A 22373-nucleotide genomic window follows, 5' to 3' on the forward strand; every position below is an offset into this window, starting at 1 on the left:
TGTTGATAAAGCTAAACCAAGGGGAAACACTCCGTTGGGGCCGTAGCGGCTTATGCCGCCGAAGCGCCCGTAGGAGTGGCCAACCCTTGGCTCGCTGATTTTAGTTTTTATAACACCAAGCTTAACCGACAACATACTAAGCGACCCCATCTCAATCCCATCCGTTGGGATCGAGATCGACTCTTTACCGTCCCAGCTCCCCAGTGCGTACAACAATGGCAGGAAATGTTCTGGCGACGGATTAGACAATGCGGCTCCTTCATGTTGCATAAAGTTCACCAGCGGATGATTATCGCCCTGATAGCTCAGATTATCTCGCACAAACTGATTGAAAGATTCAGCCCACGGATACGGGCTACTTTCTCCCTGCCATCTCACCATTCGCAAGTTATGTACCACGTTGCCACTGGCGACAATCATCACACCCTGCTCACGCAACACCGCCAGCTTACGGCCTAACTCATAGTGATAAGCCGCCGGTTGGGTGCCATCAATACTCAATTGCACCACGGGAATATCTGCCTCCGGATACATTTTAATCAATACCCCCCAGCTCCCGTGATCCAGGCCCCACTCACCGGTGTCAGCCAGCACCGCGACAGGTGCCAACAATTGTTGGATTTGTACCGCCAACGCAGGCGAGCCTGGTGCGGGGTATTCAGTATCAAACAAAGCCTGCGGGAAGCCACCAAAATCGTGAATAGTTCGGGGTTTATCCATAGCTGTCACCGCAGTTCCACGGGTATACCAGTGGGCGGAAATCGCTAAAATCGCTTTAGGCCGTGGCAAAGTTACACCTAACGCACGCCAAGCTTGGGTGTAACTGTTTTCTTCCAGCACATTCATCGGGCTACCGTGGCCAAGAAACAGTGCAGGCATACGAGAGGTTTTCATTGCAAATCCTTACTGTTAAGTCATTTACTGTTAAGAAACAGAGCGGCGTTTAAACCTTAAACAGTAGATTACGCGCTTTCTTTTTATGACACAGCCGGATAACAATGATGAAGATATTCAATAAATTTGAAGGGGGGAAACAGCACAGGAAGCAGTAAGAAAATTAGACAAAAAAGAAATAACCGGGCCACAGTCTATTCAGGAAAATAGAGGCAACCCGGTGTTTACACCGCGCGATGAACAGATGATATCATCGCTATCTGATTAGCTGACTTTTTGTACCTGAGGCTGGATAGCCTCAATGTAGGCGGCCAGATCATCAATTGTCACTACCGGCATCTCATGCGATTTGGCGAACTCAACGACTTCCGGTGCATGAGCCATGCTGCCGTCGTCATTGGTCAGTTCACACAACACACCTGCGGGTTTAAAACCGGCCAGAGTGACTAAGTCGATAGAGGCTTCGGTGTGACCACGGCGAGACAATACGCCACCCGGTTGAGCACGCAGTGGGAATACATGCCCTGGGCGATTAAGGTCTGCAGGTTTCGCGTTATCCGCAATTGCCGCGCGAATAGTCGTTAAACGGTCAGCCGCAGACACACCGGTGGTTACACCTTGAGCCGCTTCGATAGTCACGGTAAACGCGGTTTGGAACTGACTGGAGTTATTGGTGACCATCATTGGCAAGTCAAGCTGCTGGCGGCGTTCGTCGGTGATACACAGGCACACAATCCCACTACCATGGCGGATGGTCAGAGCCATTTGCTCAACCGTCATCGTTTGGGCAGCAAAAACCATATCACCTTCGTTTTCACGACTTTCGTCATCCAACACCATAACACCACGGCCATCACGCAGAGCGTCGATAGCACGTTCTACACGCTCAACAGGCGTGCCGAAATCTGATAGAAGGGTCTGATTCATGGTAAAAAACCTCATTAAAATTATGGATTACCAGAATCAGGGCGGTCTTTGAGGAGTAAAAGGCCATTCATTTATATAAATAATAAAAATAGCCGAAATAACGCAGCGAGTTATTTAATACAATAAATAAGCTCATCAGATACCGTTACTCTCTCCCATCCGGACTATAACCGTCGGCCCCGGAATCACACCGGATCTGCTGACCTCTACCTTACACTCTCCAAGGAGAGGCAACGTGAGCGCTCGCGGGCTTTTGCACCACGACACAGGAATGCCGCAACACAATTTACCGCCGGTGGGGACTTGCACCCCGCCCTGAGAATAAGCCTTACGACTATAGCGCTATTGATTCATCGGAGCAATTACCAAAATGGTGATATGTGAAGGTTTATACAATTGCCATCAGGCATTACACTAGAGGGAATCATCACACAGCTAATTAGGGAAATATCATGATTGACCCGAAAAAAATTGAACAAATCGCCCGCCAGGTGCATGAGTCTATGCCAAAAGGCATTCGCGAATTCGGGGGCGACGTTGAAAAGAAAATCCGTCTGGTTCTGCAATCGCAGTTAACCCGTTTGGATTTGGTTAATCGTGAAGAATTCGACGTGCAGACTCAGGTATTGCTGCGCACCAGGGAAAAACTGGCGTTGTTGGAACAACGCGTAGGGGAGCTTGAAGCCAAATTCAACAACGCGCCTGCCGTGAGTGATGATAAAACGGGCGAATAATAATGGGTAAGACGTTATTACGCACAAGGGCGCATTAGTATGCGCCCTTCGTTAAGACTGCTGCCCGCAGCGTTCAAATCGGCTCTCGGTAGATTTATCTCCCGAATCACTGGTTCAAGACAGCGCATCGGGATTAATGAGCCTGCTGAGGCTCACCGCATAAATGCTGTTTAAACCGGCGCTGACCGCTTTATCACGCGTTTGCCGCCTACCTGCAACGATCAAGATCGAGGGTATTTAGCCAAGGCCATTCTTAATTGACTGAATAATACGGGTGGTCGAAATACCGTTTTCAAAATTCAGCACTTTAACTTCACCACCCGCAGCCCACACTTCTGCACTGCCTGCTATCTCATCAGGCTTATAGTCACCCCCTTTTACCAGCAGGTCTGGCAGAATGTCAGCGATCAAACGCTGTGGGGTATCTTCTTCGAACGGCACCACCCAATCTACCGCTTCCAGAGCGCCCAACACAATCATGCGCTGTTCCAGTGGATTGACTGGCCGCTTTTCGCCTTTCAGACGTTTGGTGGAGGCATCGCTGTTCACGGCGACAATCAGGCGGTCACCCAGTTTGCGGGCATTGGCTAAGTAAGAAACATGGCCTGCGTGGAGAATGTCGAAGATACCATTGGTCATCACCACTTTTTCACCACGCTGACGCGCCTGCGCAACGGCTTTTTTCAGTTGCTGCTCATCCATCACGCCGAAACCCGTCTCAGCACGGCCACGGATCGCATTTTCCAGCTCAATCGGTGAGACAGTCGATGTTCCCAACTTACCGACCACCACGCCTGCGGCAGCATTCGCCAGGAAGCAGGACTCTTCCAGTGTATTCCCCGCAGCCAGTGCGGCAGCCAGCACGCCAATCACCGTATCACCAGCACCGGTCACATCAAACACTTCTTGCGCCTGTGTTGGCAGGTGTAGTGGCGGTTTGCCCGGTTGCAGCAAGGTCATACCCTGTTCGGAACGGGTCACCAGCAAAGCGGAAAGCTCGAAATCGGCCACCAGCTTCATACCACGGCTGACCAACTCTTCGTCATCTTTGCAGCGCCCCACCACGGCTTCAAATTCAGACAAATTAGGCGTTAACAGGGTCGCACCACGATAGCGTTCAAAATCACTGCCTTTCGGATCGATCAGAACCGGCACTTTGGCTTTACGCGCTAATTGGATCATCTGCTGCACGCTACTCAATGCGCCTTTGGCATAATCAGATAATACCAGCGCGCCAATCTGTGGCAGCGCCTGTTGAATGCGCTCAAAAATCGGCTGCGGATCAACGCCGTCAAAGCCTTCTTCAAAATCCAGACGGATTAACTGCTGGTTACGCGAAAGTACCCGCAACTTGGTGATAGTCGGGTGAGTGGGCACCGAGACAAAATCACAGCGCACATGCACTTCATTCAACTTGCTGGTCAGCGCACGCGCGGCATCATCGATACCGGTCAGCCCGACCAGACGTGAAATAGCCCCAAGGGAGGCGATGTTCATCGCCACGTTAGCTGCACCACCCGGGCGTTCTTCAATGGTATCGACTTTAACGACTGGCACGGGTGCTTCTGGCGAAATACGGCTGGTAGGCCCGTACCAGTAGCGGTCTAACATGACATCCCCAACGACCAAGACACCGGCGCGGCAAAAATCAGGCAGTGTAACTTTCATCCCTTAGCTCCAAACTCGTCATTATATTGCGGCTGATAATATCACAAGCTCACGCCAACCAATGCTGCCAACTGGCAGCCACCTGCTCTCTTTCACGGATAAAACAATCAGCAGAGACTTTACTTGATTGCTCCTGCAAGGCCAGATGATGAATCTCATCGCGCATGGTGACATAGGCATGGGTCAGTGCTGCGGCCTCTTGTGGCTCCATGATGTCGTAATAGGCCATCAGCTCGAAAATTCGCACATTATCAGACCAGCGGGTCAGGCGCGGTTCACTGGCGGCATAGCGCAGCACCAGATATTGCGCGATAAATTCAATGTCAGTGATCCCACCTTTATCGGTTTTAATATCAAACACATCGCGCTGTTTACTGCCGAGATGATTGCGCATTTTCTCGCGCATCTCGCGCACTTCCTGCTGTAATTGCGCATCGTCTCGATGGCGGCACAAAACTTGCTGGCGGGTGGCGTCAAACTTTTGATGTAACTCAGGGCAGCCATAGACAATGCGGGCGCGCACCAACGCCTGATGCTCCCACGTCCAGGCTTCATTATGCTGATAATCAGCAAAAGCCTCTACGGTACTGACCAACATGCCCGCCTCACCGGATGGTCGCAAGCGGGCATCGACCTCATACAAAATACCGGATGAGGTGCGGGTACTGAATAAGTGCATTATCCGCTGTGCCAGCCGCAAATAGAACTGGCGACCATCAATACTGCGCTCGCCATCGGTCATCACATCCAGCGGGCAATCAAGCAGAAAGACCAAATCCAGGTCAGAGCTATAACCCAGCTCCCAGCCACCCAATTTGCCATAACCTATCACCGCAAAACCACGGCCTTCGCGCTGCTGCAAATGACTCGGCTGACCATAGCGAGCCACCATCTGATTCCAGGCCTGCTGGATAACCGCATCGATGATGGCCTCCGCCAGATAGGTTAAGTGGTCACTCACTTTCATTACCGGCAGCGCCTCAGTGATATCCGCAGCGGCAATGCGTAACTGTTGAGCCTGTTTGAACTGGCGCAACGCTTCTAGTTGCTGCTCTTCATCATCTTCCGGGACTCGCAGCAGATATTGGCGTAATTCATCGCGATAGGCACCTGGCTCCAGCGGTTGGTATAACGATTGCGGATCAAGCAATTCATCCAGCAACAAGGGGTAACGCGCCAACTGGCTGGCCACCATCGGCGAGGCTGAACACAAACGAATGACATGCTTGAGCGCGGCATGATATTCCACCAGCAGCTCCAGATAAGTGGTGCGGGTGACAATACTGAGCAACAATTGAATCAGGCGGCTGAGGGCGATATTAGCGTCTGCCCGTGGGCATACTTCGGCAAACAGCCGGGGCATCAGTTGATCCAGCACCTCACGGCCACGGGGACCGATAGTGCGTTTATCAACATCGTGGCGAAAACCATTAATTGTGATTAGTAATTGACGGCGAGCAGCTTCATCCAAATGCGGTGTCAGCGGGGCTAAGTCGCACTCTTCCAGCACATCCTGCCATAAGCTTTTGTACAGTGAATGGCAGGGATCTTCGCCAATGTCAGGGGCATCATCGCCAATCAGGTCGTCAAATACCAGCCTAACCGCCTGCATGTGTTGTTCAAGCACAACACTCATTGCGGCCCAATCGCTGTAGCCCATTCCCCAGGCCAAACGGGCCTGATTTAGTGCATCACTGGGTAACGTCTGGGTTTGCTCGTCGGCAATCGCTTGCAGCAGGTTTTCTAAACGGCGTAAAAACAGATAGCTACCACTGAGATCTGCCACCTGTTGTTCGGGTAACAAACCCATCTCAGCCACGGCCTGCAATGTGGGTAGCAAAGCGCGCTCTTGTAAGCGAGGCTCACGGCCACCTCGAATCAGTTGGAAGACCTGCGTAATGAATTCAATTTCACGAATCCCTCCCGCCCCCAGCTTAATATTGTCTTTCAGGCCGCGCCGCCGCACTTCACGGGCAATCATCCCTTTCATGTTTCGCAGTGACTGAATCACACTAAAATCAATATAACGGCGAAAGACGAATGGCCGCAGCGTCTGGCGTAGCTCTTGGCTGTAATGATCTTCAGCACCGCCCATCAAGCGTGCTTTCACCATCGCATAGCGTTCCCAGTCGCGCCCTTGCTCCTGATAGTAATCTTCCAGTGCGGCGAAGCTCAGCACCAGCGGGCCACTGTCACCAAATGGGCGCAAACGCATATCAACACGGTAGACAAAACCATCAATGGTTTGTTGATCCAGGGCTTTAATCAGCCGTTGGCCTAATCGGGTAAAGAACTGGGCGTTGTCCAGTTGACGCCGCCCGCCCTGCGTTTGGCCATTTTCCGGATACGCAAAAATCAGATCGATATCCGACGAGAAATTCAGCTCACCACCACCGAGTTTACCCATCCCCAGAATCAGCAATGGCTGCGCAACCCCATCGCCATTGCAAGGGGTGCCAAACTCACGACAACAAGCTTGGTATAACCAATTACGGGCAGCGATAATTACGGTTTCAGCCAACCAGCTCAGTTGCTGCAAGGTATCCGTGGTCGAACTGGTTTGCAGTGCCTGTGACCAGGCGATGCGCACCATTACGCGGCGGCGAAACAGCCGCAGCGCCGTGAATAATGCGGCTTCATCCTGCACCGCTGACAGCGCCTGACTCAGCCATTCTGAATAATGTTGCCACTCCTGCGGCTGCGGAGGCTGCTGATGCAACGCCTCCAGCCATTCAGGGTGAATCAGTAACATGTCACTGACAAAATCACTCAACGCCAGTACCGCGATATCTTCATCTCGCAGCTCAGGCGAAGTCGGTAACTCATTAAAGCGCTGCTGTATATTCAGAGCCTGAATCTGTAATTCCGAAGAGAGTGGCAACATAAAGCATTCCTCAAGCGACTATCAATTAACTGGCAGCACCGTTCAGCCAAAAAGCGGGCTGGGACAACGCTTCTTTACGAGCGGTATCACGCCAGTGGCCTTGACGCTCCATAATCGCCCACTGCAAGCCAAACCACCCATCAATATACGGGTGCCATTCACTCTGTGGATAGAAACCAGAGAGCAACTGGAAGGCTATAATCTGCCGATTGAGGCGAGGAAGTTGCGCCACATAACCATCGTCATCCAGATTATGGCCAAAGGCTTCTTTCAAATCGGCAGCACTGCGGCTGAGCATGATGTCGCAAAAACGCTTAAACGAACCTTCAAACTTGGTCTGGGCTTTGGCATCCATAAAGGGCCGCCAGCCAGAAGTGACCAGCCACGATGTGAGCGCTAACTTACATTTTAGATAATCTGCGCTATAGCAAAGCTGCTCGGCATCAACGTTCTTCGGCTCTAACTGTGGCTCCAGCGCCAGCAACCCGGCACGCAGTGCCGTGCTGGCTTTGCGTGGTACCAAACCACCAAAAATAGCCAATGATTGGCGCACCATCGCTAATGCTTCAATAATCATGCCCTTGGCTGCGGGCTCGCCACGCAACCACAGCTCTTCATGGTATTGCCAGTGATCCAACGCCATTTCCAATCCGGCGACCATCCCCTGTTCAACCGTGGATTTCGCCGCAGGTTGCAATACCAGTAACGGCCGCAGCTCACGCGGCAAGTTACCTTGAGCTAAATGATAACCACGCGCCGCTTTGCTCAGATTACCCTGACGTAAGCCGCCGATGGGTGCCAGTTCAGCCGCCAACGCCAGTAAATCGTTCTGATTGCCTTTTTTTAGCTCCAGCTCAATTTCACTCAAAGGTTCTGACAGCTCACCTGCACTGATAGAACCCTGATCAACAGCAAGCTCTATCTCGCTCTCCCCGTAAGTGATTACCCACTTCTCACGGGTGAAATCCGTGCGGAATAATGGCTGTAACTCGGCTTGCAGCGTGTCAATAGCCCAACCCTCTGGCCAAATATCAGCCGGGAAACGAGCCAGATCTAATTTGTCGCTATCAATATCGACATTATATTCTGGCCGTTGATGTAAACCACCCACCACTTTGCCACCGGTTTTCACTGTCATTTCATAACGGCCATCATAACCACGAATACGTAAGCCAATATCATGCTGGCGCAACCGGTTATCGGCAGTTTCAAAATAGATGTTGGTCAACGTCTGTGGGGCGAAATGCTGGCTTTGCCATGATGCAAGCTGCTCCGGCAACGCAGCGATCGCCACAGGAGTCGCAATAAATTTTAGTTCGATTTCAACGGTCATAATTTCATTCACACCGGTATGTTACGAGATTACGGACATTATGCCTTTTTTGCGGTGATTTGCCTGTTTTAGACAAACTTCTCTCGTTTAAAACAAGAAACCACGCACGCGACTGCCCCAAGTCAAACCCTATTTTAACCTGTTTTTACAGGTCTGCCCTAAGGCTTCATTAGACAAATTTTCAGCGCGGTTAAAATGAGCAGTAATGTGGCTCAAGCCGCGCAGGCTATGAGAGTAAGATAGTTCTCATTCCTGTTTATGCGTTGCGTCGGCAAACTGAACACACTACTATCGTTCCATAAATTCACTCACAAATGACTCCCTAATGCAGAAATTACGCCTAATTTGCCTCACGATACTCAGTTTAAGCCTCTCATGGGGTGCCAACGCTGAAGAAAAACGCTACATCTCTGATGAGCTGGATACCTACGTTCATAGCGGCCCCGGTAACCAATACCGTATTGTGGGCACGCTGAAAGGTGGGGATGAAGTCACCCTGATAAGCGTTGATGATGGCACCAATTATGGCCAAATCCGCGACAGTAAAGGGAAAACCACCTGGATCCCACTGAATCAATTGAGTGAAATGCCCAGTCTGCGCATTCGCGTGCCTGATCTGGAACAACAGGTCAAAACACTGACTGACAAGCTGGCCAATATTGATAATAGCTGGAACCAACGCACCGCAGAAATGCAGCAGAAAGTGGCTGCCAGCGATAGCGTAATTTCCGAGCTGCAAAAAGAAAACGAATCGTTGAAAAACCAATTAGTGGTGGCACAAAAGAAAGTCAGTGCAGTAAATCTGCAATTGGATGACAAACAGCGCACTATCATTCTGCAATGGTTCATGTACGGCGGCGGTGTTGCCGGTATCGGCCTGCTGATTGGCCTGGTATTGCCACATCTGATCCCAAGCCGCAAAAAGAACAACCGCTGGATGAACTGATCGCGGTTCAATAAAACTGCAACGTCAAGAACGAAGAGCCTATCCAACGTTATTGGCGTTCCAGCCAGGCAGCAGCGAGTGACAAATCGGTCGAAGACCCGTTTGAACAGCATTTATGCTAGCCCGCAGGGTGAGCCTCTTTGAGGCTCATTAATCCCGATGAACTTACATAAGTAAGTGATTTGGGTGAGTGAGAGCCGCTAACAACGCTGCAACGTCAAGAACGAAGGATTTATATGAAAACCTATTTGGTCGGCGGTGCCGTACGCGACAGCTTATTAAACCTAACCGTGACCGAGCAGGATTGGGTAGTGGTAGGTGCTACGCCAGAACAGCTACTCGCGCAGGGTTACCAACAGGTCGGTAAAGATTTCCCGGTCTTTCTGCATCCGGTCAGTCATGAAGAATACGCACTGGCGCGCACCGAACGTAAATCGGGCTCTGGTTATACTGGCTTTACCTGCTATGCCGCGCCAGATGTCACGTTGGAAGAAGATTTACTGCGCCGCGATTTGACCATCAATGCCATTGCCCGTAGCGCGGATGGCCAGTTGTTCGATCCCTACCACGGTCAACAAGATTTAGAAAACAGAGTATTACGTCATGTCTCTGACGCCTTCGGTGAAGATCCATTACGTGTTCTGCGTGTCGCCCGCTTCGCCGCCCGTTTCGCTCATTTGGGCTTTACCGTTGCGCCCGAAACACAAGCATTGATGACTACAATGGCACAAAGCGGCGAACTTTCAGCACTGACTCCGGAACGAGTATGGAAAGAAACTGAGAAAGCGCTGAAAACACAAAGCCCACAAATCTATTTTCAAGTGCTACGCGATTGTAGTGCGCTGGCGGTACTGTTCCCGGAAATTGAGCGCTTATTCGGTGTCCCTGCGCCAGAAAAATGGCATCCAGAAATTGATACCGGCATTCATACTCTGATGACATTGACCATCGCCGCTCAACTCAGCCCTGACATCGATGTGCGCTTTGCCGCTCTATGCCATGATTTAGGCAAGGGGCTGACACCAAAAGAGCTTTGGCCACATCATCACGGCCACGGCCCAGCAGGTGTGAAATTAGTCCAACAACTGTGCCAGCGTTTACGTGTACCCAATCCGGTACGTGATTTGGCAAAACTGGTGGCGGAATATCACGATCTCATTCATACGGTGAATAAACTACGCCCCGAAACCCTGCTGAAGCTGTTTGATGCCATTGATGTATGGCGCAAGCCAGAACGCCTTGAGCAGATGATCCTGACCAGTGAAGCGGATGCCCGTGGCCGTACCGGATTTGAAGAAAATCCTTATCCACAAGGCGATTATTTGCGAGCTGCATTCCATGTTGCAAGCGGGGTGTCAGTACAAGAAGTGGTTGCCAGCGGGTTGCAAGGGCTGGCTATCCGCGACGAATTGAAACGCCGCCGTCAACAAGCATTGGCTGAGTGGAAACAAACACAGGAACAGGTTTCTGGATAAATCCATATTATCTAAGATATAAAAAAGCCCTGATTAATCAGGGCTTTTTTATTGTATCCGCCGAGTATTTTACTACATAAACACCCAATACACGGCTGCCGCCACAATAAAGCGATAAATGGCAAACGGGACAAAAGAGATACGTTTAATCAATGACAGGAAGGTTTTGATCGCAATCAGTGCGACGATAAATGCGGTGGTAAATCCGACCGCAAACATCGGTAAATCGCCCAATGTCAGGAAGTGCAGGCTCTTATAGAGATCCAACCCACTGGCCCCGATCATCATCGGCACCGCCAGGATGAAGGAGAACTCGGATGCGGCATAACGGTTCACACCGACCAACATACCGCCGGAAATCGTCGCGCCTGAACGGGAGAAACCCGGCCACAATGCCAGACACTGGAAGCAGCCAATGGCGAAGGCTTGACGGTAAGTAATGTCATCCAATCCTATAGATTTTGGATTCTTAGGTTTAAACCATTCCGCTACCAGCAAAAGTACCCCGCCCGCAACCAAGGCGTACATGACATTCCTTGGATCAAACAGCGACTTGATAACATCGTGGAAAGCCAACCCCAGAACAACTGCCGGGATCATCGCCAGTAAGATATGGCCTAATGTCAGATGGCCGCTGGTTTTCCCTTCATGAGGCACCTTGCCAAAATGGATACCAATCAGGCCAAACAACCGCCGCCAGAACACAACAACGACGGCCAGGATTGAACCTAACTGAATGATAACTTCAAAGGTTTTCGCTTTATCACCGGTAAAGCCCAACAACTCGCCGACAATGATCATATGTCCGGTGGATGACACCGGTAAAAACTCAGTCAGCCCTTCGACCACGCCTAAAACAAAAGCTACAAACAGCGAATACATATCCGTCATCTACGATACCCAATGCCATGTAATAGAAAATCACAAAAAACGGCAATATTGAAAGCCCCAGGGTTTCTAAAATAATGCCGTTCAAATTCGATATTTATTAAAGTTATCACGCCATTCGATGCAATCAGACCACATTATCAATGCAGGGTTGCATTTTTATGTCATCACTGCATAAAAATCACTTAGGCCGCTGACCACGCTCAATAATCACACCAACATTACGTGATTGTGCAACCGCCCCCGGTTTGCTGACCTTAATCCGCACCCACGGCGATTTGAAACGCTGCAATAGTAGATCGGCTATCTCTTCTGCCACCCGCTCAACCAGAGCAAAGCGCTGTGATTCCACATATTTTATCACCGCTACGCTGATATCAGCGTAGCTCAGGCAATCATTTACATCATCACTGGCTGCCGCTTTACGGTTATCCCAGCCCATTTCGATATCGAACACCAGCTTTTGCTGAATGGTCTGTTCCCAGTCATAAACACCAATGGTAGTTATGACACTGAGTTCTTCAATAAATACGATGTCCATCACGTCATTCTCTGTTTTTGTGCCTGCCGGATACCACTTCCAGCCGAATATGCGTATTATCCACAGATGTTGCGATTAAAACGATCATTATTCGACAGGGCGGTGTTATGAGTGCTATCGCGCTTGGCATGATTATCTTCGCGTATTTGTGTGGCTCAATTTCCAGTGCAGTCCTGGTGTGTAGGGTTGCTAAGCTGCCAGACCCGCGAGTGCATGGCTCCGGTAACCCCGGTGCTACCAACGTATTGCGCATCGGTGGCCGTACCGCCGCGGCAACAGTGCTGGTTTTTGATGTACTGAAAGGGATGTTGCCCGTTTGGATTGCTTACCTGCTGCACCTTTCCCCGTTTTATCTCGGCCTGACGGCCATTGCCGCCTGCCTTGGCCACATTTATCCGGTGTTTTTCCACTTTAAAGGTGGCAAAGGTGTCGCCACAGCCTTTGGTGCCATCGCACCGATTGGCTGGGACCTGACTGGCCTGATGACGGGCACTTGGCTACTGACGGTTTTATTAAGCGGCTATTCATCTTTGGGCGCAATTATCAGCGCGCTGATCGCCCCCTTTTACGTCTGGTGGTTCAAACCGCAATTCACCTTCCCGGTCGCCATGCTTTCTTGCCTGATCCTGATGCGTCATCACGATAATATTCAGCGTTTATGGCGCGGTAAAGAGAGTAAAATCTGGGACAAACTCAGAAAGAAAAAACAGAAAACCCCTGCTGAAGAAGCCGCAGAGTTAGAAGAGGAAGAAGATTAGTTTACCTCTCCCGCCCAATCAGAATGACTGAGCGGGAGCGAGACAAGGCACTAGGAATTAAGCGCGCGGAGCATACATCAGTATGTGAGCATCGCGAGATGACGCAGCAACACAGCCGCAGCCCCGCTCAGACTTTCGACACCAATCCAGAATGACTGAGCGGGAGCGAGGCAAGACGCCAGGAATCGAGAGAGCGGAGCATACATCAGTATGTGAGCATCGCGAGATGACGCAGCAACACAGCCGCAGCCCCGCTCAGACTTTCGGTAACTCACTCAAAGGCCAGCGCGGCCTAACCGACACACTCAACTCGCTATTCACGCCACTTTTCAGCCTGATCAACCCAGCATAGGCGATCATCGCACCATTATCGGTACAAAACTCTGGCCGGGCGTAGAACACTTCACCGCCGCGTTTTTGCATCATTTCTGCCAGTTTCGAACGCAAGGTTCTATTGGCGCTAACCCCACCGGCAATAACTAATCGTTTAAAACCAGTCTGATCCAATGCACGTCTCGACTTGATAGCCAAGGTATCAACCACCGCGTCTTCGAATGCGCGGGCGATATCGGCGCGAGTTTGGTCGTCAGTGCCATTGGCTCGAATAGTATTGGCGGCGAAAGTTTTCAGGCCAGAAAAGCTGAAATCCAGCCCAGGGCGATCAGTCATTGGGCGCGGGAAAGTAAAGTGCCCCGCCGTTCCACATTCAGCCATACGTGACAACATTGGCCCACCGGGGTAATCCAGACCTAGCAATTTTGCTGTTTTATCAAAAGCTTCACCTGCCGCATCATCGACAGATTCGCCCAGTAACAGATATTCGCCAATACCGGTCACACTGATCAACTGAGTGTGACCACCGGAAACCAGCAGAGCAACGAACGGGAACTCTGGTGCATTCTCTTCCAGCATCGGGGCCAGCAAGTGGCCTTCCATATGATGGACCGGCACCGCCGGAACACCCCAGGCAAACGCCAATGCGCGGCCCACAGTAGCGCCAACCAACAATGCCCCCACCAGGCCAGGGCCTGCGGTATAAGCCACGCCATCGATGTCCTGAGCGCTCAAATTAGCTTCTTTCAACGCCGCCTGAATCAACGGCACCGTTTTGCGCACATGATCGCGTGAGGCGAGTTCAGGCACTACGCCACCATAGTCAGCATGTAATTTAACCTGACTATACAGTTGGTTAGCCAATAGACCGGCTTTATCGTCATAGACTGCAATTCCGGTTTCATCGCAGGACGTCTCTATACCCAAAACTCGCATTACATTTCCCATCATTCGCGTGCGGCCGATAGTTTAGCATAACAGCGCCACGAGTTATGATTTCTGACAACTATCGACCGCATTTTCGCGACTGAGCCATGTAAATGTGGTCGATAGTTGTCATATTTGAAAAGAGTGTTGATTAATTCGATTAACAGCCCTGTTTAGTATATAATCAGCGGCCGTCGCACTCTCGGCACCACTTTCTTGTAAAGAACGAGGGCGACATCACAGGAGCGTGCCTGTTTCAATTTGCTGTGGTGCTTTACAAAGCAGCATCCATTGAAGTAAAATTCCGCACCATTTTGAGAAGGCTGGCGATTGGCCAGCAGCAAACCGATTTCTATTGAGGTGAGAGGCACATGCCGGTAATTAAAGTACGTGAAAACGAGCCATTCGACGTAGCTCTTCGTCGTTTCAAACGCTCTTGTGAAAAAGCAGGTGTTTTAGCTGAAGTTCGTCGTCGTGAGTTCTATGAAAAACCGACTACCGAACGTAAACGCGCTAAAGCTTCTGCTGTAAAACGTCACGCGAAGAAATTGGCTCGCGAAAACGCACGCCGCACTCGTCTGTATTAATTCTTCGGGGGTAACCCCAACGCGTAGTTTTTTATGTTCTAAGAACGCGCAGATCGAGTAGTTGCATACGAAGGCCGTGCTTTCCGAAAGGAATGCGCGGCTTGTTCTCGTTTATGGACTGACCGAATAGGGGCTTATGGCTGGACGAATTCCACGCGTATTTATCAATGACTTGCTGGCTCGTACCGATATTATCGATCTGATCGATGCGCGGGTAAAGCTGAAGAAGCAAGGCAAAAATTATCATGCGTGCTGTCCGTTCCATCATGAGAAAACACCCTCATTCACCGTTAACGGCGAAAAGCAGTTTTATCACTGTTTCGGCTGTGGCGCGCATGGTAATGCGGTTGATTTCTTGATGAATTACGACCGACTCGAGTTTGTCGAGAGTATCGAGGAATTAGCCACTATGCACGGGCTGGAAGTGCCTTACGAGGCAGGAACCGGCACCACCCAGTTAGAACGCCATCAACGACAAAGTCTTTATCAACTGATGGAAAGTCTCAGCGGCTTCTATCAACAGTCACTCAAGGGCAAGACTGCCAATCAGGCACGCGAATACCTTAAACATCGCGGTTTGAGTGAAGAGATCATCCAACATTTTGCTATCGGTTTTGCCCCTTCTGGTTGGGACAACGCCTTAAAACGTTTTGGCCGTGATGGTGAGAGCCGTACCGCGCTGAACGATGCCGGAATGCTGGTGACTAATGATACAGGGCGGGTTTATGATCGTTTTCGTGAACGCGTCATGTTCCCTATCCGCGATAAACGTGGGCGGGTAATCGCTTTTGGCGGGCGAATTCTGGGTGATGGAGTGCCAAAATACCTCAACTCACCAGAAACAGAAATTTTTCATAAGGGCCGCCAGTTATACGGCTTGTATGAAGCACAAGTGAATCATCCCAACCCGACACGGCTACTTGTCGTAGAAGGTTATATGGATGTGGTGGCATTAGCGCAATTTGGTATTGATTATGCCGTTGCCTCGCTGGGAACAGCGACCACAGCGGAACATATTCAATTGTTATTCCGCGCCACCGATAACGTAATCTGTTGTTATGACGGTGATCGGGCCGGCAGAGATGCCGCCTGGCGAGCATTAGAGACAGCACTGCCCTATCTAAATGACGGGCGTCAGCTACGCTTTATGTTTTTGCCCGATGGCGAAGATCCAGACACACTGGTACGTAAAGAAGGGAAAGACGCATTCGAACAGCGGATGGAGAAGGCGCAGCCACTCTCAACCTTCTTGTTCGAAACGTTAATGCCACAAGTGGATTTGAGCAGCCCCGACGGGCGCGCCAAGTTAAGTACACTGGCATTACCTTTAATTACCCAAGTACCCGGTGAGACTTTGCGCCTTTATCTACGCCAGCAGCTCGGTAATAAGCTAGGGTTGCTTGATGATAGTCAGCTCGACAAGCTGATGCCGAAACAGGCCGAAAATGCGAATACCTACCAGCCGCCCCAGCTAAAACGCACAACCATGCGTATACTTATAGGGCTATTGGTACAAAACCCACAACTGGCTACACTTATCCCCTCATTACAAGGGGTAGAACAAGCCAAGCTAGCGGGTTTACCGTTATTTATTGAGTTGGTTGAGACCTGTTTAGCTCAACCAGGGCTGACCACCGGGCAGTTATTAGAACTGTATCGTGATAATAAATTCAGCCAACAGCTTGAAACTCTCGCAACATGGAACCACATGATTGTTGAGGATAGAGTAGAACAGACTTTTGTCGACACGCTAACCAGCCTGTATGACTCCATATTGGAGCAACGCCAGGAAACCCTAATAGCGCGTGAGCGAACACATGGATTAAACGCCGAAGAACGTAAAGAGCTTTGGTCTTTGAATCTGGCATTAGCCAGAAAAAAATGAAACACCCAACGGCTTAATTGCCGATAAATGTGGGGGCGACTCCCCACAATATGCCGCCATAGCGGGCAGCGGCGACAAAAAAAGGCCCCAAATGCTATTGTTGGCGGTTTCGCCGACCGACACCAACCCAAATACTCTGAAGTGTGGATACCGTCTTATGGAGCAAAACCCGCAGTCACAGCTAAAGCTACTTGTCACCCGTGGTAAGGAGCAAGGCTATCTGACCTATGCTGAGGTCAATGACCATCTGCCGGAAGATATCGTCGATTCCGATCAGATCGAAGACATCATCCAGATGATTAATGACATGGGCATACAGGTGCTGGAAGAAGCGCCTGATGCCGATGATTTGATGCTGGCCGAGAATACCACGGATACCGACGATGACGCGGCTGAAGCTGCGGCACAGGTGTTGTCCAGTGTTGAATCCGAAATCGGGCGTACAACCGACCCGGTGCGTATGTACATGCGCGAAATGGGCACCGTTGAGCTATTGACGCGTGAAGGCGAGATTGATATTGCCAAACGTATCGAAGAGGGTATCAACCAGGTTCAGTGCTCTGTTGCTGAATACCCTGAAGCCATTACTTATCTGTTGGAACAATATGATCGCGTCGAAGCGGGTGAAGCCCGTTTATCTGACCTGATCAATGGCTTTGTCGATCCCAATGCCGAAGAAGATATTGCGCCGACAGCGACTCACGTTGGTTCTGAATTATCCACTGAAGAAATGGATGAAGACGACAAAGAAGAAGACGAAGAAGAAGAAGAAGACGACAACAGCATCGATCCTGAGCTGGCACGTCAGAAATTCAGTGAATTGCGTGACCAGTATGAAAACACACGCTTGGCAATCAAGAAAAATGGCCGCAGCCACGCCAGTGCTGCAGCAGAGATTCTGAATCTTTCTGAGGTGTTCAAACAGTTCCGTTTGGTACCGAAGCAGTTCGACTATCTGGTCAATAACATGCGTGCCATGATGGATCGCGTTCGTACGCAAGAACGTATCATCATGAAGCTGTGTGTTGAGCAGTGTAAAATGCCGAAGAAAAACTTCGTTACCCTGTTCGCCAGCAATGAAACCAGTGATACCTGGTTCGCAGCAGCGATCGCGATGGGTAAACCGTGGTCAGAAAAGCTGAAAGATGTGTCGGATGATGTACAACGTAGCTTGCAGAAACTGCGCCAGATCGAAGAAGAAACCGGTCTGACCATCGAGCAAGTAAAAGACATCAACCGCCGTATGTCTATCGGTGAAGCGAAAGCGCGTCGTGCCAAGAAAGAGATGGTTGAGGCTAACCTGCGTCTGGTTATCTCTATTGCGAAAAAATACACTAACCGCGGTTTGCAATTCCTTGATTTGATTCAGGAAGGTAATATCGGTTTGATGAAAGCAGTAGATAAATTTGAATACCGCCGTGGTTATAAGTTCTCAACTTATGCAACGTGGTGGATTCGTCAGGCTATCACCCGATCTATCGCGGACCAGGCACGTACCATCCGTATTCCGGTACATATGATTGAGACAATTAACAAACTCAACCGTATCTCACGCCAGATGCTGCAAGAAATGGGCCGTGAACCAACGCCGGAAGAGCTGGCTGAACGCATGTTGATGCCGGAAGACAAGATTCGTAAAGTGCTGAAGATCGCCAAAGAGCCTATCTCGATGGAGACGCCGATCGGTGATGATGAAGATTCACATCTGGGCGATTTCATCGAAGATACCACGCTGGAGCTGCCGCTGGACTCTGCTACCTCTGAGAGCCTGCGTTCTGCGACTCACGACGTGTTGGCTGGCCTGACCGCGCGTGAAGCGAAAGTTCTGCGTATGCGTTTCGGTATTGATATGAACACTGACCACACTCTGGAAGAAGTGGGTAAGCAGTTCGACGTCACCCGTGAGCGTATTCGTCAGATCGAAGCGAAAGCATTACGTAAACTGCGCCACCCAAGCCGTTCTGAAGTGCTGCGCAGCTTCCTCGACGATTAATTGTCAGTTGCAGCAATAAGCACACAAAAAACCTCGGCATACCGGGGTTTTTTTTTGCCTTCCGCTCAGACTCTGATACCAATATTAACTGACTATTTTCTACTACATACTTAAAAAACCTTAAATTTGTACAGAAAACATCCATCTGATTTATCAGCCCTAGACCGCAGGATAAAAACTACCGTATAATCAGCGTCCAAGTTTGGCCCCTTAGCTCAGTTGGTTAGAGCACGCGACTCATAATCGCTTGGTCACTGGTTCAAGTCCAGTAGGGGCCACCAAATTTTAGCTGTTAAATCAGTACATTAAGCCAACTTTCGAGTTGGCTTTTTTGTTGATTGAAATGGCGATGGCGATAGAATGGCGATGCAGCTAGCTGTAAAACTGCTTTTAAGTGAAAATCTGAAGAATCTGAAACAGGAGGATAGCGCTAAGAAGGAAGCATAATGCTAGAGTATCGTTAACCTGCCTGACGTGAATTATTGCCTATACAAGCCAGAACGTCACTGCCAGCACGGCAATAGCGAAAGTAACTGTAGAACCCCAAGCATAATCAGGCCAGTATGACACCGCCAACATGCCAAAAATAATGATGCAAATAACTGGCACATAAGCAGTGAAAAAATATCGAAGCTGTCTTCCCAGCCAATCTTTGAAGAACTTTTTCATTAACGAATCATCCCCATAATTGCTGAGGCTACTTCACTATCTGTTGCCATTGATGGTCTAAAAAAATGGTCATTTCTGCTTATGACAGGTTCGATAAGAAAATATAACATTTCCAGTTTCAGGCTATATAACGCCAAATAATAAGGTTTGTTCCGCATTTTCAGTCGTTGAGCAGCACTGGCAGCTTGTTGTACATGTCCATACAATCCCGTAGCAGTTACTGCAATGGCAGAAATCTTATTCAGCTTGCTATCTATTGATAACCTCATACTCACGCTGTAATAGACTGATGCAGTTATAGCGCTGCTGAATGCCTGATTACTCATTGATGTGGAAGCAATATCAGCCCCCATTTTACTGAGCAATCTTTGGATTTTGGGAATGCGCTCTTCTTTAACACCCTTTAAAAACTGATCTACATAGATAGCGACCATTTCACGAATGATATCATTATGCTTTAACAACTGGACTAGAGCTTCCATGAAGCGAATGTCTTCTTGCTTCTGACTGGCACATACATCTTGATAATTTGAGGCAAAACACGACGCGTAAAAGCTCAGTCGAGTTACCCCCATATCTAAGAGTTTCGCCTGCTCTAAAACCTGCTTTTTAACTCCTTGCAATGCCTGCTCAAGCCGCAGAGCAAAAATCTTATCGGCTTGCATTTTACTAATGATTATTGAGTTATACATATCCCTTTTCCATTTATTACAAGCAGCTCTATCAAAAATAGACTGATATAAAAATAGTCTCTTTGCTGCTTATATTCCCTTTGTCTGTTGGTCTATTTATATCATTTTTACTGTATAAAGTCTGCACTCCGAATATTAAACCAACTTTCGAGTTGGCTTTTTTTCTAGTTAAAATGCCACTGGATATTTTGGTGATCGTTTAGTTGGGGCGAAAAAAACCGCTTGCGCAGGCTTCTTTTAATACCAAAACACGGCTTGATTATTACGACTCGGATGGGGCGGCGCTGGTTTTTTTCCCCCGGTTTAACAATTATCCGATCAACCGTTTCATGAGTAGCAAAGGTGCAACTACAGTTTATATTTGTGCACTGGTGATAACGTTCTTTCGTTTGTTCACTCAGGTAACGGCTAGACTTTCATAGTTTCCGTCATGATTACGTTTCTTCCGTGGCATGTTATGCTGCGTGTGCGGGCCGTGGCTGGCGTGATCCATTTTGGGTATGCGGTATGATGATGGGTTTATTGCGTAGCGTGTCGGGCTACTGGCAGTGCTTTTAGATGGGTGTAAAAAAGCCCGCGCGCGGCAGGTTTAAACTCTCGGATCAAGAATATCTTTTGGCATTTAATATAGCGGCTAACTCATCAACATCTAAATCGCGCCCATCCAAATCTTTACGGATTGGTTCAAAGACCTTATTCATTCGTGCATAAACGGCCAGAGATTGAGCATGTGAATTTAAATCCCGCCCCTCAAATCGAGAGAAGCGATCTAATTTATTAATTAAGAAATCAGCAATCCCTAAATGTTCTGTTTCATTATTTCCATCAAACCCTTTAAACCTTACATTCTTACCGAATGGTTCGGCTTTGACTGCCAATCCACTTTTCTCAGCAGCTGAAAGCTCTTCATAAGACATCTCGATAAAATCCCACATATCCAGAATATCTACAACCTCAGTAACTTCTGGAGGATTATGGTCAGTATTATCAGAGAAAATACCACTATATTTCCATTCGAATGCCCACGTATTATCACTGTATATGGCATCTTTGACGAAATCTGGATCGATTTTATCACCACCATTAATACCTAGTTTTTCATATATCTCACTCAGCATTATCAAAGTTAATTTTTCTGGATTTGTGAGTTTCATCTTTTCTAGATTCCATTTAGAAGACACGACTAACACCTTAGTACCGACCTTGGTTAATACAAGTTTGGAAGCTCAGTTATCCGATCACAGGGGAATATTTATCACGTAATCCGTCTGACTTGGCCCCGGTGGCAGTGATTTGAGCTATTAACCCTATTTACCGGTTATAAAGGCCTTTCGAGTGTTATTTTTACGGCTGACGTACAGGAAAAACTCCATGATGTAATCATTTGAATATCATAAATTTTATTTATAACTATGTTGTTCGAACTATACTCATAATAGTTATTGATAGCTGAGTTCAGATAATACAGGAGTAACAATCATGCTGAATATAAATCAGAAATACCTGATGAACCTTGATGAAGGTGCGTTAAAAAAGCAACGGCTGATCATGCGAACCATTGCAGCTCTACTGCTGTTAGGTGGGATTTTTTGCCTTATTAACCCATTAGCATCCGGCGTCGTGCTGAGTAAAATCATCGGTGCACTGCTCCTGCTTAGTGGTATCGCGCTGGTCATCGGTATGGTGACTAACCGCCGTTCCCACGACATATGGCCAATGGTAACCGGTATTTTGCTGGGTGTGGCCTATATCGTGATGGGTTATGTATTTATCACCAACCCTGCGGTGGGAATGATCAGTCTGGCGATAGTGCTGGCAGTTCTGTTTGCCTTTGGTGGAGTCATCCGGCTGATTACTGGCTTTAAAATATGGGGGATGCCAGGTGCATGGCTGCAAATTTTGCTTGGAGTGCTGGATTTGGTGATCACCTATTTGTTGGTTAGCGCAGGGCCATTGATGTCAATCACGATAGTAACCACCTTGGTCGGGATTGAAATGCTGTTCAGTTCATTTAGCTGCTTTATGGTTGCAGGTTTATATAAACGCAACGCCTAACCCCTACGCCGCTATCAGTTAGCAGTGTTGCGCTGAGCCCCACCGGTGGGCATTCGGTGACTGATTCAATTACCTTACTTTGATAAGCGAAGGGAATGCGTGCATCACAGTAGATCCCTTCGCTATTGCCCACAGTCTATTCCTTCATGCCATATTCATGACGGCTATCACAATCAGCACACAA

Annotated in this window: 18 protein-coding genes, 1 tRNA gene, 2 pseudogenes and 1 riboswitch; of the genes and pseudogenes, 9 read left to right on the forward strand and 12 right to left on the reverse strand. The window is 49.0% G+C overall.

Annotated features, from left to right (window positions below):
• Positions 1-114: 114 nt before the first annotated feature.
• Positions 115-894 (reverse strand): annotated as a pseudogene (gene ygiD / locus AT01_RS09615) (4,5-DOPA-extradiol-dioxygenase); the annotation flags it as partial.
• A 264-nt stretch (positions 895-1158) separates the two neighbouring features.
• Positions 1159-1821 (reverse strand): 3,4-dihydroxy-2-butanone-4-phosphate synthase, encoded by a 663-nt coding sequence (gene ribB / locus AT01_RS09620; RefSeq protein WP_042546994.1) that lies wholly within the window; start codon positions 1819-1821, stop codon positions 1159-1161.
• 143 nt (positions 1822-1964) lie between these two features.
• Positions 1965-2148: riboswitch (FMN riboswitch) on the reverse strand.
• A gap of 125 nt (positions 2149-2273) precedes the next feature.
• Between ribB and ubiK the strand changes: the two genes are divergently transcribed.
• A complete protein-coding gene (ubiK, locus tag AT01_RS09625; RefSeq protein WP_042546995.1) occupies positions 2274-2555 on the forward strand; it encodes a ubiquinone biosynthesis accessory factor UbiK in 282 nt (93 codons plus the stop codon).
• Between the two features lie 237 nt (positions 2556-2792).
• Here ubiK and hldE read toward each other — a convergent pair whose 3' ends face one another.
• The 3 genes from hldE to AT01_RS09640 are packed head-to-tail and all read right to left on the reverse strand — an operon-like array spanning position 2793 to position 8440.
• Positions 2793-4223: a bifunctional D-glycero-beta-D-manno-heptose-7-phosphate kinase/D-glycero-beta-D-manno-heptose 1-phosphate adenylyltransferase HldE gene (gene hldE, locus AT01_RS09630; RefSeq protein WP_042546996.1), complete on the reverse strand. Its 1431-nt coding sequence runs from the start codon at positions 4221-4223 to the stop codon at positions 2793-2795.
• A gap of 49 nt (positions 4224-4272) precedes the next feature.
• Complete coding sequence (gene glnE / locus AT01_RS09635; RefSeq protein ID WP_042546997.1) at positions 4273-7107, reverse strand: bifunctional [glutamate--ammonia ligase]-adenylyl-L-tyrosine phosphorylase/[glutamate--ammonia-ligase] adenylyltransferase; 2835 nt, start codon at positions 7105-7107, stop codon at positions 4273-4275.
• A 25-nt stretch (positions 7108-7132) separates the two neighbouring features.
• Positions 7133-8440: a CYTH domain-containing protein gene (locus AT01_RS09640; protein ID WP_042548581.1), complete on the reverse strand. Its 1308-nt coding sequence runs from the start codon at positions 8438-8440 to the stop codon at positions 7133-7135.
• Positions 8441-8765: 325 nt separating this feature from the next.
• Between AT01_RS09640 and AT01_RS09645 the strand changes: the two genes are divergently transcribed.
• Positions 8766-9386 (forward strand): TIGR04211 family SH3 domain-containing protein, encoded by a 621-nt coding sequence (locus tag AT01_RS09645; RefSeq protein WP_004704478.1) that lies wholly within the window; start codon positions 8766-8768, stop codon positions 9384-9386.
• A 236-nt stretch (positions 9387-9622) separates the two neighbouring features.
• On the forward strand, positions 9623-10861 hold the full coding sequence (locus tag AT01_RS09650; protein ID WP_042546998.1) for a multifunctional CCA addition/repair protein: 1239 nt from the start codon (positions 9623-9625) through the stop codon (positions 10859-10861).
• A 72-nt stretch (positions 10862-10933) separates the two neighbouring features.
• On the opposite strand, the gene bacA is transcribed toward AT01_RS09650, so the two are convergent.
• Both bacA and folB read right to left on the reverse strand, forming a co-directional pair.
• Positions 10934-11752: an undecaprenyl-diphosphate phosphatase gene (gene bacA, locus AT01_RS09655; RefSeq protein ID WP_004704480.1), complete on the reverse strand. Its 819-nt coding sequence runs from the start codon at positions 11750-11752 to the stop codon at positions 10934-10936.
• 178 nt (positions 11753-11930) lie between these two features.
• Complete coding sequence (gene folB, locus AT01_RS09660; protein WP_042546999.1) at positions 11931-12290, reverse strand: bifunctional dihydroneopterin aldolase/7,8-dihydroneopterin epimerase; 360 nt, start codon at positions 12288-12290, stop codon at positions 11931-11933.
• Between the two features lie 107 nt (positions 12291-12397).
• Between folB and plsY the strand changes: the two genes are divergently transcribed.
• On the forward strand, positions 12398-13048 hold the full coding sequence (plsY, locus tag AT01_RS09665; protein ID WP_042547000.1) for a glycerol-3-phosphate 1-O-acyltransferase PlsY: 651 nt from the start codon (positions 12398-12400) through the stop codon (positions 13046-13048).
• Positions 13049-13303: 255 nt separating this feature from the next.
• Here the strand turns inward: plsY and tsaD are convergent, their stop codons facing one another.
• Entirely contained in the window at positions 13304-14317 is a 1014-nt protein-coding gene (tsaD, locus tag AT01_RS09670) for a tRNA (adenosine(37)-N6)-threonylcarbamoyltransferase complex transferase subunit TsaD (protein ID WP_042547001.1), read from the reverse strand.
• A gap of 362 nt (positions 14318-14679) precedes the next feature.
• On the opposite strand from tsaD, the gene rpsU reads away from it, so the two are divergent.
• The 4 genes from rpsU to AT01_RS09690 all read left to right on the forward strand — a co-directional run bounded on the left by rpsU (position 14680) and on the right by AT01_RS09690 (position 19054).
• Positions 14680-14895: a 30S ribosomal protein S21 gene (gene rpsU, locus AT01_RS09675; protein ID WP_001144069.1), complete on the forward strand. Its 216-nt coding sequence runs from the start codon at positions 14680-14682 to the stop codon at positions 14893-14895.
• A 136-nt stretch (positions 14896-15031) separates the two neighbouring features.
• Positions 15032-16780 (forward strand): DNA primase, encoded by a 1749-nt coding sequence (gene dnaG, locus AT01_RS09680; RefSeq protein ID WP_042547002.1) that lies wholly within the window; start codon positions 15032-15034, stop codon positions 16778-16780.
• A 157-nt stretch (positions 16781-16937) separates the two neighbouring features.
• Positions 16938-18773, forward strand: a complete 1836-nt coding sequence (gene rpoD / locus AT01_RS09685; RefSeq protein WP_042547003.1) for an RNA polymerase sigma factor RpoD — start codon at positions 16938-16940, stop codon at positions 18771-18773.
• 204 nt (positions 18774-18977) lie between these two features.
• A tRNA-Ile gene (locus AT01_RS09690) sits at positions 18978-19054 on the forward strand.
• Between the two features lie 205 nt (positions 19055-19259).
• Here the strand turns inward: AT01_RS09690 and AT01_RS09695 are convergent.
• The 4 genes and pseudogenes from AT01_RS09695 to AT01_RS09705 form a co-directional block, all read right to left on the reverse strand.
• On the reverse strand, positions 19260-19442 hold the full coding sequence (locus AT01_RS09695; protein WP_042547004.1) for a hypothetical protein: 183 nt from the start codon (positions 19440-19442) through the stop codon (positions 19260-19262).
• Positions 19442-20134, reverse strand: a complete 693-nt coding sequence (locus tag AT01_RS09700) for a hypothetical protein (protein ID WP_042547005.1) — start codon at positions 20132-20134, stop codon at positions 19442-19444. The genes AT01_RS09695 and AT01_RS09700 overlap by 1 nt, the downstream gene beginning before the upstream one ends.
• A gap of 237 nt (positions 20135-20371) precedes the next feature.
• Positions 20372-20535 (reverse strand): annotated as a pseudogene (locus AT01_RS20750) (ogr/Delta-like zinc finger family protein).
• Between the two features lie 201 nt (positions 20536-20736).
• Entirely contained in the window at positions 20737-21315 is a 579-nt protein-coding gene (locus AT01_RS09705; protein ID WP_235427274.1) for a YfbU family protein, read from the reverse strand.
• Between the two features lie 298 nt (positions 21316-21613).
• Between AT01_RS09705 and AT01_RS09710 the strand changes: the two genes are divergently transcribed.
• A complete protein-coding gene (locus tag AT01_RS09710; protein ID WP_042547007.1) occupies positions 21614-22189 on the forward strand; it encodes an HdeD family acid-resistance protein in 576 nt (191 codons plus the stop codon).
• Positions 22190-22373 lie beyond the last annotated feature (184 nt).

This window comes from Yersinia aldovae 670-83 (genome assembly GCF_000834395.1).
Classification (GTDB): Bacteria; Pseudomonadota; Gammaproteobacteria; order Enterobacterales; family Enterobacteriaceae; genus Yersinia; species Yersinia aldovae.

Bases quoted from the DNA above. Each gene is read 5' to 3' on its own strand.
- AT01_RS09650 (WP_042546998.1), top strand. From the start codon at position 9,623: ATGAAAACCTATTTGGTCGGCGGTGCCGTACGCGACAGCTTATTAAAC.
- AT01_RS09695 (WP_042547004.1), bottom strand. From the start codon at position 19,442: ATGAAAAAGTTCTTCAAAGATTGGCTGGGAAGACAGCTTCGATATTTT.
- dnaG (WP_042547002.1), top strand. From the start codon at position 15,032: ATGGCTGGACGAATTCCACGCGTATTTATCAATGACTTGCTGGCTCGT.
- ubiK (WP_042546995.1), top strand. From the start codon at position 2,274: ATGATTGACCCGAAAAAAATTGAACAAATCGCCCGCCAGGTGCATGAG.
- tsaD (WP_042547001.1), bottom strand. From the start codon at position 14,317: ATGCGAGTTTTGGGTATAGAGACGTCCTGCGATGAAACCGGAATTGCA.
- AT01_RS09645 (WP_004704478.1), top strand. From the start codon at position 8,766: ATGCAGAAATTACGCCTAATTTGCCTCACGATACTCAGTTTAAGCCTC.
- ribB (WP_042546994.1), bottom strand. From the start codon at position 1,821: ATGAATCAGACCCTTCTATCAGATTTCGGCACGCCTGTTGAGCGTGTA.
- bacA (WP_004704480.1), bottom strand. From the start codon at position 11,752: ATGACGGATATGTATTCGCTGTTTGTAGCTTTTGTTTTAGGCGTGGTC.
- hldE (WP_042546996.1), bottom strand. From the start codon at position 4,223: ATGAAAGTTACACTGCCTGATTTTTGCCGCGCCGGTGTCTTGGTCGTT.
- rpsU (WP_001144069.1), top strand. From the start codon at position 14,680: ATGCCGGTAATTAAAGTACGTGAAAACGAGCCATTCGACGTAGCTCTT.
- folB (WP_042546999.1), bottom strand. From the start codon at position 12,290: ATGGACATCGTATTTATTGAAGAACTCAGTGTCATAACTACCATTGGT.
- rpoD (WP_042547003.1), top strand. From the start codon at position 16,938: ATGGAGCAAAACCCGCAGTCACAGCTAAAGCTACTTGTCACCCGTGGT.
- AT01_RS09710 (WP_042547007.1), top strand. From the start codon at position 21,614: ATGCTGAATATAAATCAGAAATACCTGATGAACCTTGATGAAGGTGCG.
- AT01_RS09640 (WP_042548581.1), bottom strand. From the start codon at position 8,440: ATGACCGTTGAAATCGAACTAAAATTTATTGCGACTCCTGTGGCGATC.
- glnE (WP_042546997.1), bottom strand. From the start codon at position 7,107: ATGTTGCCACTCTCTTCGGAATTACAGATTCAGGCTCTGAATATACAG.
- plsY (WP_042547000.1), top strand. From the start codon at position 12,398: ATGAGTGCTATCGCGCTTGGCATGATTATCTTCGCGTATTTGTGTGGC.
- AT01_RS09700 (WP_042547005.1), bottom strand. From the start codon at position 20,134: ATGTATAACTCAATAATCATTAGTAAAATGCAAGCCGATAAGATTTTT.